Below are 14,409 nucleotides of genomic sequence, written 5' to 3'. Positions count from 1 at the left end.
TGAATACATTGGACGAAACAGTCCTGACCACTAGTTCAGTGCCGTCGGTCGTTGCCACCCCTCGATCGCGCGAGCGACCCTCACTTATGACTCATCCTGGACAATCTCGGAAGCGAGCCTAGCGGGTGCCGACCTTCGCGCACACACTCAACTGTGAGCGGTCCGCCCCTGCGCCGCATCCTTGCTGCCAGTCCGGTGAAGGTTCGAGACATGACCGATTCGTTGTTCACCCCGTTCTTCATCACGTGGCTCGCCCCGCACAAGCCGATCGTGAACCCAACCCACCGTTTGCCCGAGTCTCCGGCTGTGTGTGATCACCTATTCGATCTGATTGCCCGGCCCGGCAGCCTCATTCGGAGAGTCGGGTGGTGTTGTTCAGTCGCCAGCCGGGCGCGCGGGGCCTCGTCGGATCAGCTGAAAATCAAAGGCGCTCGCCAAGTGGTACTCGACCGAGTAAGAAACCGGTTGCTCCGCCTCCGTGTAATCGGTTTGCCGGATGACCATGCACAGCTCGTCAGGGTCGACTCCGAAGACTGCGCCGTACTCGGATCCCGCTCGTGCGGGCTCCAGGTCGGCAACTCCGAACACGACCTCGGCGCCACAGATGTCGGACAGGAACGAATAGAGGGAGGGCCCCATGGTGATCGGGCCGGGAGGGACGAGATCTGCGGAGAAGTAGTCGTGCTCGATGGTAACCGGCGTTTCGTCGGATGTTCGTACGCGGTACAGATCCACGATCGGTGCTCCCACCTTCAGCCCCAGGCAGCCCGCCACCTTGGTGTCGGCCTTGATTTTCCGCCAAGACATCTCCGCGATCCCTGGAGTGTGCCCCTTCGACCTGATGAGTTGGTCGGCGCCGATGTTGTTGTGCAGGCTGCGCACCAGCGGGCGCACCGAATTGACGTAGGTTCCGGAACCGTGTCGGCGGGTGATCAGCCCCTCGGTCTCGAGCTGCGCAAGCGCGGCGCGAAGACTGACCCTGCTCACCTCGAGTTGTTTTGCGAGCACGGGTTCCGACGGAAGTCGATCCCCCGCGGTCCAGAATTCATCAGACAACCGGCGCCGCAGCATGAGTGCTGCTCGAGCCGAGGCGCTGATCTTGGTTGACTCGCCAGCAGAGCCCATTTCAGATGCCGCCGTCGAGTCCCCCGAGTACGCGCGCTCCATGCGCTCAGCATGCCCGTAACTCCAACGTCGATCAAGCATTGACAGGGTCTGTGACCCTCGTTACGGTTCTTAGCAAAGATGTAAGACAACTACATCAGATATAGAACCAATCGACGCCGTCGAGTCGATGACAATCAAGTGAAGTAGGAGAACATGAAGCCAGAGATCATCGTCATGCTGACCCACAACGACGTGACGGTGCCGAACGCCCGCGCAGTGTTCGACGAAGCGGCCGATCTACCGGTGACGTTCTGGGGGTTCAAGGACGTCGGGCTATCGGCAACGGAGTCGGAGCGGCTGGTCGCAGACTTCCGCGAGGCCGGCAAGACCGCAGTGCTCGAGGCCGTCAACTTCAGCGAGGCCGAAATGTTGGAGGCGGTGGCGTTCGCTGCGGACTGCGGCATCGAATACGTCACCGGCGGCCAATTCACCGAGACGGTCCGTGACCGAGTGCGGGAAGCCGGTATGAAGTACTTCCCGTTCTGCGGCGAGACGAGCGGCCCGCCGATCAGCCTGGCCGGATCGATCGAGGACATCGAACGAGACGCGGCACGACTGCTGGATCTCGGCGTGGACGGCGTCGATCTGGTTGCGTACCGCTCGACCGGAGCCGACCCGGTCGAACTGGCGCGACGTCTCGTGACGGTGGTCGGGGGCGAGCGGATCATCGTCGCGGGCAGCATCAATTCCGTCGACCGGATCCGGCTGATGCACGAGATCGGTCCGATGGGCTTCACCATCGGCGGTGCACTCTTCGAAGGCGCCCTGCTGCCCGGCCAGTCCTTCCGGGACAACCTCCTGGCCGTCGTGGAGGTCGGAGAGAACGTCAGCGAGGCGCTGCGATGAGCTGGTATGTCCTGGGTGTCGATGTGGGCACCACTGCAATCAAAGCGGCACTCTTCGACGAGGACGGCGCCGAGATCGCCGAGCACACCGAGGAATACGACCTGCTGACTCCGCGGGCCGGCTATGTCGAACTGGAACCGGGCACCTACACCGAAACCTTCACCGCGGCCGTTGCTTCACTGCTGCGAGAATCCTCGGTGGACGTGCAACAGATCCGCGCCCTGGGTCTGTCGGCTCAGGGCGAGACGATGCTGTGTCTGGATTCCGCCGACCGGCCGCTGGGCCGCGCGATCGTCTGGATGGATAACCGCGCTTCGACGGAGTCCGACGAGCTCGAGGCACACTTCGGTCGGCCCACCATCCACGCCGTCACCGGACAGCCTGCGATGGATCCGATCTGGCCGGCTGCGAAGATCCTCTGGCTCAAGCGGAACGACCCCGATCGGTTCGCCGCGACCGCGCGGTTCGCCCTGCTCAAGGACTTCCTCGTGCAACGGCTCACCGGCCGTCTGGTCAGCGAGGATTCGCTGCTGTGCTCGACCCTGGTCTGGGACATCAACACCCGGAAGTACTGGCCGGAGATGCTCGACTACCTCGGCATCGACAGTGAGAAGCTGCCCGAAATCGCGGACCAGGGCGCGATAGTCGGCGCGCTCACCGAGTCAGCGGCAACCGAGCTCGGCCTGCCCGCGGGGCTGCCGGTCTCGGTGGGCGCGCTGGATCAAGCGTGCGGTGCGCTCGGCCTCGGGAACGCCGTGCCGGGCATCTTCAGCGAGAGCACCGGGTCGGCCCTGACCACCGTCACCGTCGTCGACGAGCTTCGACTCGATGCGGCTGGGCGGGTACCGTGCTTCGCGGCGGCCCTGCCCGGCCAGTACATGCTGCACACGTTCTCCACCGGCGGGATGGTGATGCGCTGGTTCCGCGACGAGTTCTGTTCCAGCGAGCGCCGGATCGAGCAGCTGTGCGGGATCAACGCCTATCAGTTGATCGACGAGGAGGTGCGTCGGGTCGATCCCGGCTCCGACGGCCTCGTGGTACTCCCGCACCTACAGGGCTCCGGTCCTCCCGACCTCGACCCGCACGCCCGAGGTGCGTTCTTCGGTCTGACGCTGTCGCACACAAAGCAGCATCTCTCGCGTGGAATCATGGAGGGTGTGGCCATGGTGCTGCGCCGCATGATCGAGTCGACCGAGGACCTCGGCGTGGAGATCGCGGAGATCATCTCGCTGAGCGGCGGCGCGAAGAGCGCGGCGTGGTGCCAGATCAAGGCGGACGCCACGGGCCGGCCCGTGCATACGGTCAAGGGCGCCGGCAGCGCAGCCTGCCGCGGCGCCGCGATCATCGCGGGCGTTGCCGCCGAACTGTGGCCGTCGGCGGTCGACATCGCACGCGCTGGGTTGGAGTTCAGTAGCACATACAAGCCCAATGCCGCGAACGCCGTCATTTACGACGACCTGTACACCCGCTTCCTCGCCCTGCAGGAAGCGACGAAGTTGCTCCCCCGACCCGCGTCCACCGCGAGCTGAACGAACGGAACGAAACAATGAAAGACGTAGTGATCATCGGCGGCGGGCTCGCCGGACTCTCGGCAGCGTGGCGGCTGCGGCACTGGGACCTGCAGGTTCTCGAAGCCGACAGCAAGCGGGTCGGCGGCCGGATCCGATCCGAGCAGCACGGCCAGTACGTGATGAACTGGGGCGGGCACATGTTTGCCGGCGCCGGCAGCTCGAGTGCAGAGCTGGTTGCCGAGACCGGCACACGGTGGGCAGCGATCCCGGGCTCGCTGCAGGGCATGGCCATGAACGGGAAGTTCCTGAGTACCGGCCTGATCCAGACATACCCGTTCCGGATCCCGATGACGACCAAGGATCGGGTGTCTCTGCTCAAGGTGGGCGCGCGGCTCGGTGTCGACGTCCTGCGGTACAAGCAGGCCGCGCGGCGGCGCAGCGGCGAAACGCCGGAGGTCCGGCAGCAGCGCATCTTCAACTTCGAGGACGAGCGCACCTTCGCCGACTACATCGGCGAGGCCACCGACACCGCGAAGGACTTCTACTGCTCGGTGGCGATGCGGTCCGCCGCAGACCCCGACGTACTGTCCGCAGGCGCCGGCATCGGCTACTTCAACCTGATCTGGAACATCGGCCAGGGACTGGGTAACTACATCGTCGGCGGCGCCGCGACTCTCACCGAGACGATCGCACAGTCGATCCGCGACCGGGTCGAACTCGGCGCGGTCGTGAACGAGGTCGTCCAGAACCGCGACCACGTCGTCGTCCACTACACCCAGGACGGGACCGACCACGAGGTCAAGGCCCGCACCGCGGTGCTCGCCACCCCGGCGTCGATCACCCAAAAGGTCGCCGTGAACCTGCGCCCCGAACTGCGCGACGCGCTCGGGCAGATCAAATACGGGCCGCACGTAGCCGGCGCGTTCCTCACCAACGAGCAGCAACCGATGCCCTACGACGGCACCTACGGCATCGCAACCCCCAACAGGTCTTTCACCGTTGCGCTGAACCAGGGCAACCTGACCCGCGGCCGCGAGACGACCCGCCAGCCGGGCGGCAGCATGATGACCTTCTCACCGGCAAGCCTCGGCTACAAGCTGTGGGACCTGCCCGAGAAAGAGATCGTCGACATCTACCTGAACGATCTCGACCAGATCTTCCCGGGATTCGCGGACATCGTCACCGACGCGCGGGTGGAGAAGTTCGAATTCGGTTCCCCGTTCTGTTTCCCGGGCCGGCACAAGCTCCAGCCGGAGCTCACCCGCCCCTCGGAGCGAGTCTTCCTGGCGGGCGACTTCCTCGGCACCTTCTACACCGACACCGCTGTGAGTTCAGGTTTCACCGCGGCGCAGGGGGCGGCCAGCGTCCTGGCCACCGCACGACAGACCGCCGGCGCCTGACCTGCCCACGCCAACCCCAAGACACCAGAAGGAGGCCGCCATGGCCAAGGAACTCCGCGGCGTACTGACCGCACTTCCCACCCCGTTCACCGCCGACGACCAGATCGACGCCGGGCTCATGCAGAAGGTCGTCGACCGCAACATCGACGCCGGCGTCGACGCACTCGTCGTCGGTGGCGGCACGGGTGAGTACACCTCGCTGACGAACGCCGAGCGCCGTCAGATCTTCGAGATCGTCGTCGAGCACACCGCCGGTCGCGTCCCTGTGGTCGCGCACACCGGATCACTCACAACCCGCGAGGCGGTGGACCTATCCCGCGCGGCAGAAGCCACCGGCGCCGATGCCCTCATGCTCATCACCCCGTTCTACGAGCCCCTCACCGAGACCGAAATCAACCGGTACGTCGAGACCGTTGCGGGTTCGGTCAGTGTGCCGATCATGCTCTACAACAACCCCGGCGTGACCGGTGTGAATCTCGGCGCCGAGGGCATCGCGCGGTTCGGGCGCGAGATCGACAACATCGAATACGTCAAGGACTCGAGCCACGACTGGGAGCAGGCCCTGCGCCTGATCCACCACCACCGCGACGACATCAAGCTGATCATGGGCTGGGACAGCTTCAGCTTCGGCGCCCTCACCGAGGGAGCGGCCGGCATCATGGCCGGCGCGGCGAACGTCGTTCCCAACGAGATCGTTGCGGTTGTCCGGGCAATCCGCGAAGGCGATCTGAACCGTGCCCTCGAAAACTGGCTGCGGGTGTTCCCGGCCATCGACGCGATGATGGCGGTCCCGTTCACCCAGGCGGTGAAGGCAGGACTCCGCCTCCAGGGCCTGGACATCGGGAGCCCTCGGTCGCCCCTCGCTGATCTCGAGCCCGACGCCGAGGCCAGTCTCAAGGCAGCCCTGGACCGCCTGAACCACTAATTGACGAACCGCGGCCCGACCCCGTTCTCGGGGCCGGGCCGCGGTTCCATCTTCTCCCACCGCGCGGCCGCACCATTCATGTGGTCGCGTTCGCGCATTCTTGGGGAACAACGATCCCATTCCGGCCGGTGACGGCCGACAGGGGCCCATATCCGGGCGGAAGGTGGCCGGTATGGCGCGCAGGCACGGGCAGCATCGACGACATGGCTGAGGTCCAGTTCATGCGACTACGGATCGAGTCGCCTGCCGCGCCTCACGACCTTCCGTAGGCCCCTGTTTCTTGCGAGGTCTTTGGCTGCCCGGGCCGCGCGCATCGGGTCGCCTGATCGACGACTGGAATCGCTTGCCCGCTCGCCTCCGGGACCTGGAAGCTCGCTGGGCGGGGGCATCGCGGGACGTGGACGGACGAGTTGGTCGGCCGGCAGCATATGGGCGACGCGATCCATGCGGCGTTGGATTGCCGAGACCTCACGGACGGTCCGTTCGACGACGCTGCGGTCGATCGGTGAGATCTCGTCGCGAGCGAGGATGTCGTCGGGCACTTCTCCGGCCTCAGCCTGCCGGAGCTGGTGTTCGAGGCGCAGTAGCTGCAAGACCTCGAATGCCTCGATGAGACGGTCGGCATCGCGTTCGGGAAGCAGTGCCGAGCCGGAGGCCGCCCGTAGTCGTCCAATGGTCTGCAGTTCGGCGGAGCCGACCCCGAGCGCCACCCAGCGGGCAATGTTGATGATCGGTGCGAGCCCGCGGGCCTTGACGTCGAAGGCGTCGCCGCGGCCGGCGAGCTTGTCGCGCATGGTGGTCAGCTTGGCCCGGCGGGCGAGCGACTCGTACAGCAGCATTTCCACGGCGGCCGGATGGCTGTTGAAGTCGGCGAACACGCGCGCCGGTTCGGGCAGACTCGGGTCACCGAAGATCGGCCGCGCGTCGACGAGTATCGACGCCATGATCGTGCCCTGATTCTCCCGCGGCCGGGCGAGCCACCCTCTCGCCGCTGCCCGCCACTGCGAGTGGGTACGGGAGAAGCCTTCGTGTGAGGGGAAGGCGCGGTGGGCGTCGACGCTGATCCCGCATCGGGTGAGCACTTCGCCGACCACAGCGAACGCCTCGCGGTAGCGCGGTATTTCGTCGGCGTACTCGTCGTCGAAGGTCACGGCGGCATCGACATCCGAGGAGAGCACCGCCTCGCGGCGACCGTTGCTGCCGAGTGAGAGCCAGGTGAACGCCTCCATGGTGAGGGCCGCGTGGTCCTCGAAGACCAGGGCGACCGCGCGCCGGATGATGGCGTCGACGATGGTCGAGTTCACTGCGATAACACGGTCCGCGGCGAGCCCCCGCTCGAGGAGATCGCCCAGCACTGCGGGGACCCGGAGGGCGCGGACGACGAGATCGTCGACGGTGCGCGCCTTGCGGATCTGCTCTTTGATGCTGACACCGGCTGTGGTGGACGAGGACATGAAGTCCCGCTCGCCCACCACACCGGTCAGCGCGCCATCTTCGCTCGTGACGAGCAGGAATTGAACCTCGTTATCGAGCATCTCGATCAGTGCGTCGGCCGATGACGTGCCCAGCGAGGTGGTCGTGGCTGGGTATGTCATCACAGCGTGCGCGGGCGAGTCCACGGGTAGCCCCTCGGCGAGGATTCGTCGGCGCAACCCCTCGTCGGTGACGAGGCCGTATCGACCTTCCCCGACGTCGACAGCGGCGCAGGGAAGGCCACGCCTGGTCATGTCGCGGGCGATGTCGATCGCAGGGGCATCGGCCGCGACGATCAGTGGTGCCTGGCGCACCAGATCCGCCATCACGGTGTAGGTCGGGGGGCCGGATGCCAACCGCCGCGCGTGGGAGATGTGTTCGGCGAGGAACCGAGCCCCGCCCCGGGAGGCGAAGGCAGGAATGACCACATCGGCGGGGAATCGAGCAATCTTTGCCGCCGACCTGGCGACGACCCGAGGCCCTATCGCCCTTTCGGTCAAAGCCGCGGAGAACCCGAGAGCTTCGCCACGACCGAAGCTGTCGCCCGGTGGCTCTCCGATTCGGTCGGGATCGAGCCACAGATCGACTTCGCCCGAAACGACCACGAAGATGTCCGCGGGCACTTCCCCGAACGCGTCCACCACGAGGTCGCCGGCCGCGAAATCCTGCACGTCCGCGGACGCGACTGCGCTGGCCCGGCCGTCGGGCGTCAGCGAGTCGAACGGACGGCAGCTCGTCAGGAGCGCCAACAGATCGGTGGTTTCGGCGCGCTGCGCTGACTCGTCCACAGACAAGAGTCGTCCTCTACGTTCGGGTCGGTCCGAATGCACGGTGGCATTCTGGACTTTGGAGGCCGGGGCATCTTGTGAGAGAAAACCCCCGGTCATGGGGTTACGCGGTGGCCCTGTGTTCGTATGCGATTCGTGGGGGCTCGGTTGCCGTCAGTACAAGAGACCGCCAGTTCTGCTGCGGATCGGCGCGATGGCCCGGGTCGATGCCGATGATCCGGCCGCCTTCCAGCAGCGTCACCTCATGACGCTGCCGGGCATCATAGAACGTCCTCTCGTCGGCGCAGTCGCCGTGGGAGCCGCTGTGGCCATGCACCTGGCTGAAGGGCATTGGGCGATTGCGCCATCCCGGAAGCAGTTCGAGCTCGCGGTCGGCCCAGATGGGGCCTACCTGAGGGTTCGGTGGGCCGCCTCCGAGGATGCACCCGCCGTCGAACAGTGCAGTGTCTTCGTCCCGGGCTGTGGCGTTGAGCCTGACGGCCGACTCGGCGGCAGAGTCGGTGCTGTCGAGCCGATGGCGCCAGAATGGTTCGGTGACTCCGGCGTGAGTGATGAGGAACTCTTCGTCCGCCGTGTGGACCGCGACGGCGGCGTGGGCGATGCCGTCGCGCCACCATCGGCGGATGGTCCGCCGGGAGCCGAAGCCCAGGCGTTCATTCCAGTCGAAGACCGGGGGTCGAAGGTAGTGGGCTTCGTGATTGCCGATCAGTTGAATCCACCGTTCGGGCTGTTTGCGTAGATATCGATCGACGAGACGGACGACGCCGTCGGAGTCAGGGCCGCGGTGGATGAGGTCACCCACCTGAACGACGACGAGGTCCTCGGGCAGCCGGCCGTTCTCGTCGGCGCCGAGGCGGCGGAGTTCTCTTGCGAGTTCCTCACGATGCCCACCGATATCGCCGATCACGGCGACACGAATACTCAAGTCGCGGCCCCTTTCCAATCTGGTCGCCCGGGCATCCGTGGAGTGTCCGCTGATGCCCGGGCGATCTCGTAGAAGTCTCGTCAGTGGCTGACGTTCTCAGCTAGTTCACTCAGAGGCTTTCCGCCGGTCTCGGGTGCCAGCCACTGTGACAGCGCCGCTCCGACGAACGTGATCGCCGCGGCGATCAGGATAGTGGTGGGAACACCCAGATTCTCGATCGACATCGGAATGAGGAAGAGTCCGGCCGCCGCTCCTACCCGGCTTCCTGCTGCCGCGAACCCGGTGCCAAGCCCTCGAACTTCGGTGGGGAACACCTCACTCGGGTAGATGGCGGTCATCGCGGTGTATCCGGCATTCAGGAAGGAGAAGAGGAGGAACAGTGCGAGCATGATCATCGGCGGCGCACCCGCCCACAGCCCGGCGATCACAAGCACGATCGCCGCGATCCATTGCGGCGGTACCGTGAGCGTTCGCCGCTTGACCCTGTCGACGACCAGGATGGTTGCGGTTACTCCCAACACTGCGAACACCGACAGGCTCACACCTCCCAGGAGGCCGGTGAGTCCGAAATCCTTAAGAAGGTTGTCTGCAAAGGTCGCGATCGCGAAATACGGGGTGACAGCGCATGCCCAGAACCCCGCCGTGAACAGTGTGGATCGCCAGACCGAAGGCGAGAACAACATGGCGATCGAGCCGGCCGGTCCGCCACTCTTGGCCTTGACCATATCGGTCATGTAGTCGGTGTCCAGATACTTGCCGACGATCCCCTTGGCCTGTTCTTCCTTACCCTTACTCCACAACCATAGCGGTGATTCAGGCAGGCCGATGCGACCGATCAGGATGGCGACAGCGATCGGAGTGCTCGTCGCCAGCACGATATTCCAGCTCACCCCGGCGCTATCGAGGTAGTACCCGACGATGTACGCAACGCAGAATCCGGCGTACCACGCGATGACGGTGCCCCCCAGCAACCGGCCGCGCAGGTGTGTGGGTGCGAACTCCGCCAGCAGGGGCCAGCCGACCGCGTACTCGATGCCGACGGCAAGGCCCATCACCAGCCGGACGAGGAACAGCTCGAGCGGCCCGTCGACGAAGAGTTGCGCGGCCGATGCGACGGCGAACAGGATGATGTCCCAGAACAGGAGCGGCTTGCGGCCCAGCTTGTCGGCGAGCCACCCCCCGATCGGAGATCCGATCATGATGCCGATCAGAGCCGAAGCCGCCTCCAACCCGATCCAGGCCGTGGTCATGCCGACGACACTCGTCTCGATCGTATGGGTGACTGGGCCGATGATGCCGAGAATGTAGCCGTCGAGGAACATACCGCCGACCAGGACGGCGATCAGTCGGATCTGGAACTTCTTTCGAAAGGCCTCGGAAGTGGTGGCGCTTGCGCCCGAATCGGCTGTGGCGCTTCCTGTCAATGGCATCGGAATCTCCTGAACGCGCACCGGGTATCGGACTGTGACATATGGAGATCTCCTTGCTGCGTCAGCGGATCAATCAGCGCCCGGTTCGGCGCTTGATGGCGGCCCGGCGGACCTTGCGAAGCAGTTGCTGCAGCGCCGTTCGGGCGGAGCTCACAACTGGCCATGCGTGAGCCCTCGCCTGTCGGCGCGAGCGTTGCGACTCGACGCACCGACAACAGTGGCGGGCATCACATTGGGGCTGCATGAAAGGATGCGGCAGAGGAAGCCGCTCAGGGGAGAGGTGCAGCCGAACCACGCTTCCGTGAGTGAAAAGTAGGTACTATTCGGGTGTGAGAAGCGGTCCCCTGCAGCTGACCGTCGCTCAGCGTGCCGAGTTGAGTCGCATGGCGACATCCCGCCGAACGACGCAAGCTCAGGCCGCTCGCGCGAGGATCGTGTTGGGCTGCGCGGAAATGGGCGCGGCAGAGGTGGCACGCCGGAGCGACGTCACGGTTCGTACTGTCGCGAAATGGCGCAGGCGGTACGTCGAGTACGGCATCGACGGCTTGGCCGACGCGCCTCGATCGGGCCGTCCGAGTGCTACCGACGATGCGGTATACCGCACTCTGACGTGCGTGCTCGAGTCTCCTCAGGAAGGTCGTTGGACCACCCGAAGCATCGCCGAACACACAGGGGTGAGCCAGTCCACGGTGTCTCGGATCCGGCGCGAACACTATCCGGCGGCCGGTCCCGCTGCAGATCCTGACCTGCCGCTCAATGCGGTTCTGGCGTACGTGCACCTGGAGCCCGGAAGTAGTGTGCTCGTGTTTCACAGTGGGCCGACGAAGTCAGGACGGACGCATCGAAGTACGTCGACGTCTCGCGAGATTTCCGATGCGGTCGAGGTTCTGTTGTGCGGAACCATCTGCGCTGAGGACGTGCCGCGAGGAATGTCGATCGGTTCGGGTGAACGTTTACGCCACGCACTTCAGTACGCGCCTCGGGATCGCGCGGTGACGGTGATACTCGACTTCGAACCGGATAAGGCAACCGCGGGGTGGGTGCGCCGGACCCGCAGCATCCGGACGGTGACCGTGGACAGGGGCCGATGGTTGGAATTGCTGGCTCCCGCGGCATCCGCGATCGACGCACGTCAGCTTCCCGAGCTGATCGAGCTGCAACGGGCCGTCCGCAGGTGGTACCAGGGTTCGCGAGGCGAGTTTCAATGGACTCGGTGGGATCGAACTTCTGACTCAGTGGCCAAAGTTGCAGCGGCAGCGGCAGAGGCACGACGGGAGACGGACGCGGCGATAGTGGTGGCGGGACTGTGTGAGGCGATTGCAGAGGGTGCCCTGCATGCCGGCCGGGTGATCAATGCGCGGAACATGAGTTCACGCACGGGGCTGTCGGCAGGGACACTCGCCGATGCACTGCGACACCTCGTGGAGGACGGTCTGGTCGACCAGGACCGCGCCGGCAACTTCTATGTGCCGACACCCGCCGAACGCGACGTCCTGGAGTCCTACACGGCTCGCGGCCTGCTCGGCACTGCCCTCGTGCGTCGTCTGGCGGCACGCGGCGGCGGAGTTCCAGACGCCGTCGACGCCCTGTACCAACGCATCGGACGCAGCGCTCTGGAGGACGAGCCACTGGTCACCGGGTCGCTGGATCTGGACCTCCAGGACGAACTGGCGCGCGCGGCGGACATGCCGCGAATCGAAGCGATGTTCACTCGTCTCACCCTGCAGATCCGCCTGTTCGCGGCCGCACTGGGGGTCACGTATCAGCATCCCGTGGAGGGGATCATCACAGATGACGGTCGCGTCCTGGAGGCGATCGGAAGTTCCGATCAGGATGGCGCGATAGCGGCGTGGCGCGAGAAGATCGACAACTGCATCAGATACATGGTGCCGCATCTCGGCCAACACAGGCGCTGACCTGTCCTGGTCTCGCACGGCGAGGTCGGGGCGACGGCACGATGTCCGTGGAGGAGGAGTGCGACCCTCCGCGGCACTGAGGCCGAAATGTGGATCTATGACGGCGCTCCCGAGACCGAAAGTCACGTGGTTCTCCCCGTCGCGGCGCACCTGGCCCAGGTCGGCGTCGGCCGGACCGGGATGCGACGGGGACGCGCGGGGATCAAAGCTCTGCCGGAACTCCGCCTTGGATGGGCCGTGCGGGAGAGCTCACGCGTGGCAGCGGGTACTCGTTCTCGACTGTCGATCGCGGATCGAGAACAACTTTTCGACAGAAGCGCCTGTTGACATGAGTGATTCAGGCCACTTACAGTCTCTACTATGCACAGTTGTAGGACAACTTGTTCGACGGGTGATCACTCGGATCGCGTAAGCGGAACACGGCGCAACGGTGGTTCCGCGATGCGGGCTTGCGCGCCCATAGAGGGTGTTGGAGGTGGTGCGTTCCGGCGGGGAGGGGCTGCTCGACGCCGCTGGGCTCGGTGGTGAGTGCCCTTTTCGCTGCGCTGTGAGCCTGGTTATGCCGGTATTACTCATCCCGATCGACAGGAAAGTCCATTGTCATCTGTGAAGAACACAACTGCCGGTCGGGGCGACGGCTCAGCGGCGGGTAAGCGTCGTTTCATGATCAGGATGGTCACGGTCCTGATTGGGGGCATGTTCCTGGATGGTTACATCCTCGGCATCATCGGACCGGTCTCGGCCACGATGGCCGAGGATTTGCAGATCTCGGCGCTGTGGGAGGGGATGATCGCCGCGGCCGCCCTGATCGGTGTGCTGCTGGGTTCTCCGATTGGTGGCTGGGCTGCCGACAGGTGGGGTCGCAAGCCGTTGTTCACCTTCGACATCGCTTTGTTCACCGTTGCCTCGGGGATGCAGGTGTTCATCGATTCGCCGATGTGGCTGCTGGTGGTGCGGGTGCTGATGGGGATCGCGATCGGTATCGAGTACTCGGTCGGCTGGCCCCTGATGAGTGAATTCTCGCCCACGCATCTGCGGGGGCGACTGCTCGGTGCGATGCAGATCGCCTGGTACGGCGGCTTCATGACAGCGTTTCTGATCGGGTATCTGCTCAACGAATACACCAGTTTGAGTTGGCATTTGATCCTGGCGACCAGCACGATCTTGTCGGTGGTCCTTTTCCTCGGCCGGCTCGGTCTGCCCGAATCGCCGCGCTGGTTGTGGAGTAGGGGCCGTAAGGACGAAGCCCGCGCTCTCGCTCGCAAGTATTTGGCGAGTGATGTGCTCGCCGATGTCGAGCACGAGGACGTGGCCAAGGGCACTTTCTCGATGCTGTTCAACAAGCAGCACTGGCGGTCTACCCTGTTCATTTCCGGGTTCTGGTTCTGTGCTGTCACCCCGTACTTCGCCATCGCCACCTTCGCCGACAGTGTGCTGCACCAGTATGGGCTCGGCGGTGGTCTCGCCGGTGGCGTCGGACTCTCCGCGGTCGCGCTCACTGGAGTGGTGCTCACGTTTTTCCTGATCGACAGGGTCGGTCGGCGTGTCCTGACCGTGCCGCCGCAGTGGCTGTGTGCCGTCGTCCTTGCGGTGATCGGTCTGTGGACGGGTGCCCCGGCCGCCGTGGTGCTGGCGTTGTTCCTGGTTTTCTCGTTCTTCAACGCGATGTACAACGCTCTGACCGGGGTGTATCCGCCCGAGGTGCTCCCGACCGAGATCCGGGGTATCGGAACCGGTTTCGCGACGTCCGTCAGCCGTGTCGGTGCCGGAATCGGCACGTTTTTGATGCCGGTGTCGATGAGTGGTCTCGGTGCCGGTCCGACGATGTTGATCGCGGCGGTGGTGGCGGTCGCCGGTGCCGGGTTGTCGCAGTGGCTGGCGCCGGAGACGAAGGGGATGAGTCTCACCGAGGCCGCGGCCGAGCTTACCCACTAACCCGGCCACGTTCAGCCGAGGTACGAGCCCACCGCTGGCCGCAGGGACAACGTTCCCCGCGGCCAGCGACACGCGCAACCGCACCCTGATATC

Annotated in this window: 10 protein-coding genes and 1 pseudogene; 7 read left to right on the top strand and 4 right to left on the bottom strand. The window is 65.1% G+C overall.

Annotated elements, in window-relative coordinates; all coding sequences use genetic code 11:
• Nucleotides 1-375 precede the first annotated feature (375 nt).
• A complete protein-coding gene (locus BLV94_RS05355; protein WP_167372133.1) occupies nucleotides 376-1,167 on the bottom strand; it encodes a GntR family transcriptional regulator in 792 nt (263 codons plus the stop codon).
• A 153-nt stretch (nucleotides 1,168-1,320) separates the two neighbouring features.
• On the opposite strand from BLV94_RS05355, the gene BLV94_RS05350 reads away from it, so the two are divergent.
• The 4 genes from BLV94_RS05350 to BLV94_RS05335 are packed head-to-tail and all read left to right on the top strand — an operon-like array spanning nucleotide 1,321 to nucleotide 5,849.
• The gene (locus BLV94_RS05350) at nucleotides 1,321-2,013 is read left to right on the top strand and encodes a beta/alpha barrel domain-containing protein (RefSeq protein ID WP_072950495.1); all 693 of its coding nucleotides are present in this window, start codon (nucleotides 1,321-1,323) and stop codon (nucleotides 2,011-2,013) included.
• The gene (locus BLV94_RS05345; RefSeq protein WP_072950497.1) at nucleotides 2,010-3,542 is read left to right on the top strand and encodes a xylulokinase; all 1,533 of its coding nucleotides are present in this window, start codon (nucleotides 2,010-2,012) and stop codon (nucleotides 3,540-3,542) included. Before BLV94_RS05350 ends, BLV94_RS05345 begins: the two co-directional genes overlap by 4 nt.
• 17 nt (nucleotides 3,543-3,559) lie before the next feature.
• Nucleotides 3,560-4,924: a flavin monoamine oxidase family protein gene (locus tag BLV94_RS05340; protein ID WP_072950500.1), complete on the top strand. Its 1,365-nt coding sequence runs from the start codon at nucleotides 3,560-3,562 to the stop codon at nucleotides 4,922-4,924.
• A 40-nt stretch (nucleotides 4,925-4,964) separates the two neighbouring features.
• Nucleotides 4,965-5,849, top strand: a complete 885-nt coding sequence (locus tag BLV94_RS05335; RefSeq protein ID WP_072950502.1) for a dihydrodipicolinate synthase family protein — start codon at nucleotides 4,965-4,967, stop codon at nucleotides 5,847-5,849.
• A gap of 227 nt (nucleotides 5,850-6,076) precedes the next feature.
• Here BLV94_RS05335 and BLV94_RS05330 read toward each other — a convergent pair whose 3' ends face one another.
• The 3 genes from BLV94_RS05330 to BLV94_RS05320 all read right to left on the bottom strand — a co-directional run bounded on the left by BLV94_RS05330 (nucleotide 6,077) and on the right by BLV94_RS05320 (nucleotide 10,465).
• Nucleotides 6,077-8,110 (bottom strand): putative nucleotidyltransferase substrate binding domain-containing protein, encoded by a 2,034-nt coding sequence (locus BLV94_RS05330; RefSeq protein ID WP_072950505.1) that lies wholly within the window; start codon nucleotides 8,108-8,110, stop codon nucleotides 6,077-6,079.
• Nucleotides 8,111-8,213: 103 nt separating this feature from the next.
• Nucleotides 8,214-9,035, bottom strand: a complete 822-nt coding sequence (locus BLV94_RS05325) for a metallophosphoesterase (RefSeq protein ID WP_072950508.1) — start codon at nucleotides 9,033-9,035, stop codon at nucleotides 8,214-8,216.
• 80 nt (nucleotides 9,036-9,115) lie between these two features.
• Nucleotides 9,116-10,465 carry an MFS transporter gene (locus BLV94_RS05320; RefSeq protein WP_072950519.1) on the bottom strand — a complete coding sequence of 450 codons (1,350 nt, stop codon included), beginning with the start codon at nucleotides 10,463-10,465 and terminating at the stop codon, nucleotides 9,116-9,118.
• A gap of 383 nt (nucleotides 10,466-10,848) precedes the next feature.
• Between BLV94_RS05320 and BLV94_RS52035 the strand changes: the two are divergent.
• The 3 genes and pseudogenes from BLV94_RS52035 to BLV94_RS05310 all read left to right on the top strand — a co-directional run.
• A pseudogene (locus BLV94_RS52035) lies at nucleotides 10,849-11,154 on the top strand (helix-turn-helix domain-containing protein); the annotation flags it as partial.
• Nucleotides 11,155-11,700: 546 nt separating this feature from the next.
• Entirely contained in the window at nucleotides 11,701-12,381 is a 681-nt protein-coding gene (locus BLV94_RS50480; RefSeq protein ID WP_244163512.1) for a GntR family transcriptional regulator, read from the top strand.
• A 663-nt stretch (nucleotides 12,382-13,044) separates the two neighbouring features.
• On the top strand, nucleotides 13,045-14,316 hold the full coding sequence (locus BLV94_RS05310; RefSeq protein WP_244163511.1) for an MFS transporter: 1,272 nt from the start codon (nucleotides 13,045-13,047) through the stop codon (nucleotides 14,314-14,316).
• Nucleotides 14,317-14,409: the final 93 nt, after the last annotated feature.

The sequence above is a fragment of the Rhodococcus koreensis genome (genome assembly GCF_900105905.1).
GTDB lineage: Bacteria > Actinomycetota > Actinomycetes > Mycobacteriales > Mycobacteriaceae > Rhodococcus_F > Rhodococcus_F koreensis.
The sequence above is the reverse complement of the archived record's forward strand: the minus strand, read 5'-3'. Positions and strand labels throughout refer to the sequence as shown.

What these genes read in the sequence shown, in the direction of transcription:
- BLV94_RS05350 (WP_072950495.1), top strand. Translation starts at nt 1,321, where the DNA reads ATGAAGCCAGAGATCATCGTCATGCTGACCCACAACGACGTGACGGTG.
- BLV94_RS05345 (WP_072950497.1), top strand. Translation starts at nt 2,010, where the DNA reads ATGAGCTGGTATGTCCTGGGTGTCGATGTGGGCACCACTGCAATCAAA.
- BLV94_RS05355 (WP_167372133.1), bottom strand. Translation starts at nt 1,167, where the DNA reads ATGGAGCGCGCGTACTCGGGGGACTCGACGGCGGCATCTGAAATGGGC.
- BLV94_RS05340 (WP_072950500.1), top strand. Translation starts at nt 3,560, where the DNA reads ATGAAAGACGTAGTGATCATCGGCGGCGGGCTCGCCGGACTCTCGGCA.
- BLV94_RS05320 (WP_072950519.1), bottom strand. Translation starts at nt 10,465, where the DNA reads ATGCCATTGACAGGAAGCGCCACAGCCGATTCGGGCGCAAGCGCCACC.
- BLV94_RS05335 (WP_072950502.1), top strand. Translation starts at nt 4,965, where the DNA reads ATGGCCAAGGAACTCCGCGGCGTACTGACCGCACTTCCCACCCCGTTC.
- BLV94_RS05310 (WP_244163511.1), top strand. Translation starts at nt 13,045, where the DNA reads ATGATCAGGATGGTCACGGTCCTGATTGGGGGCATGTTCCTGGATGGT.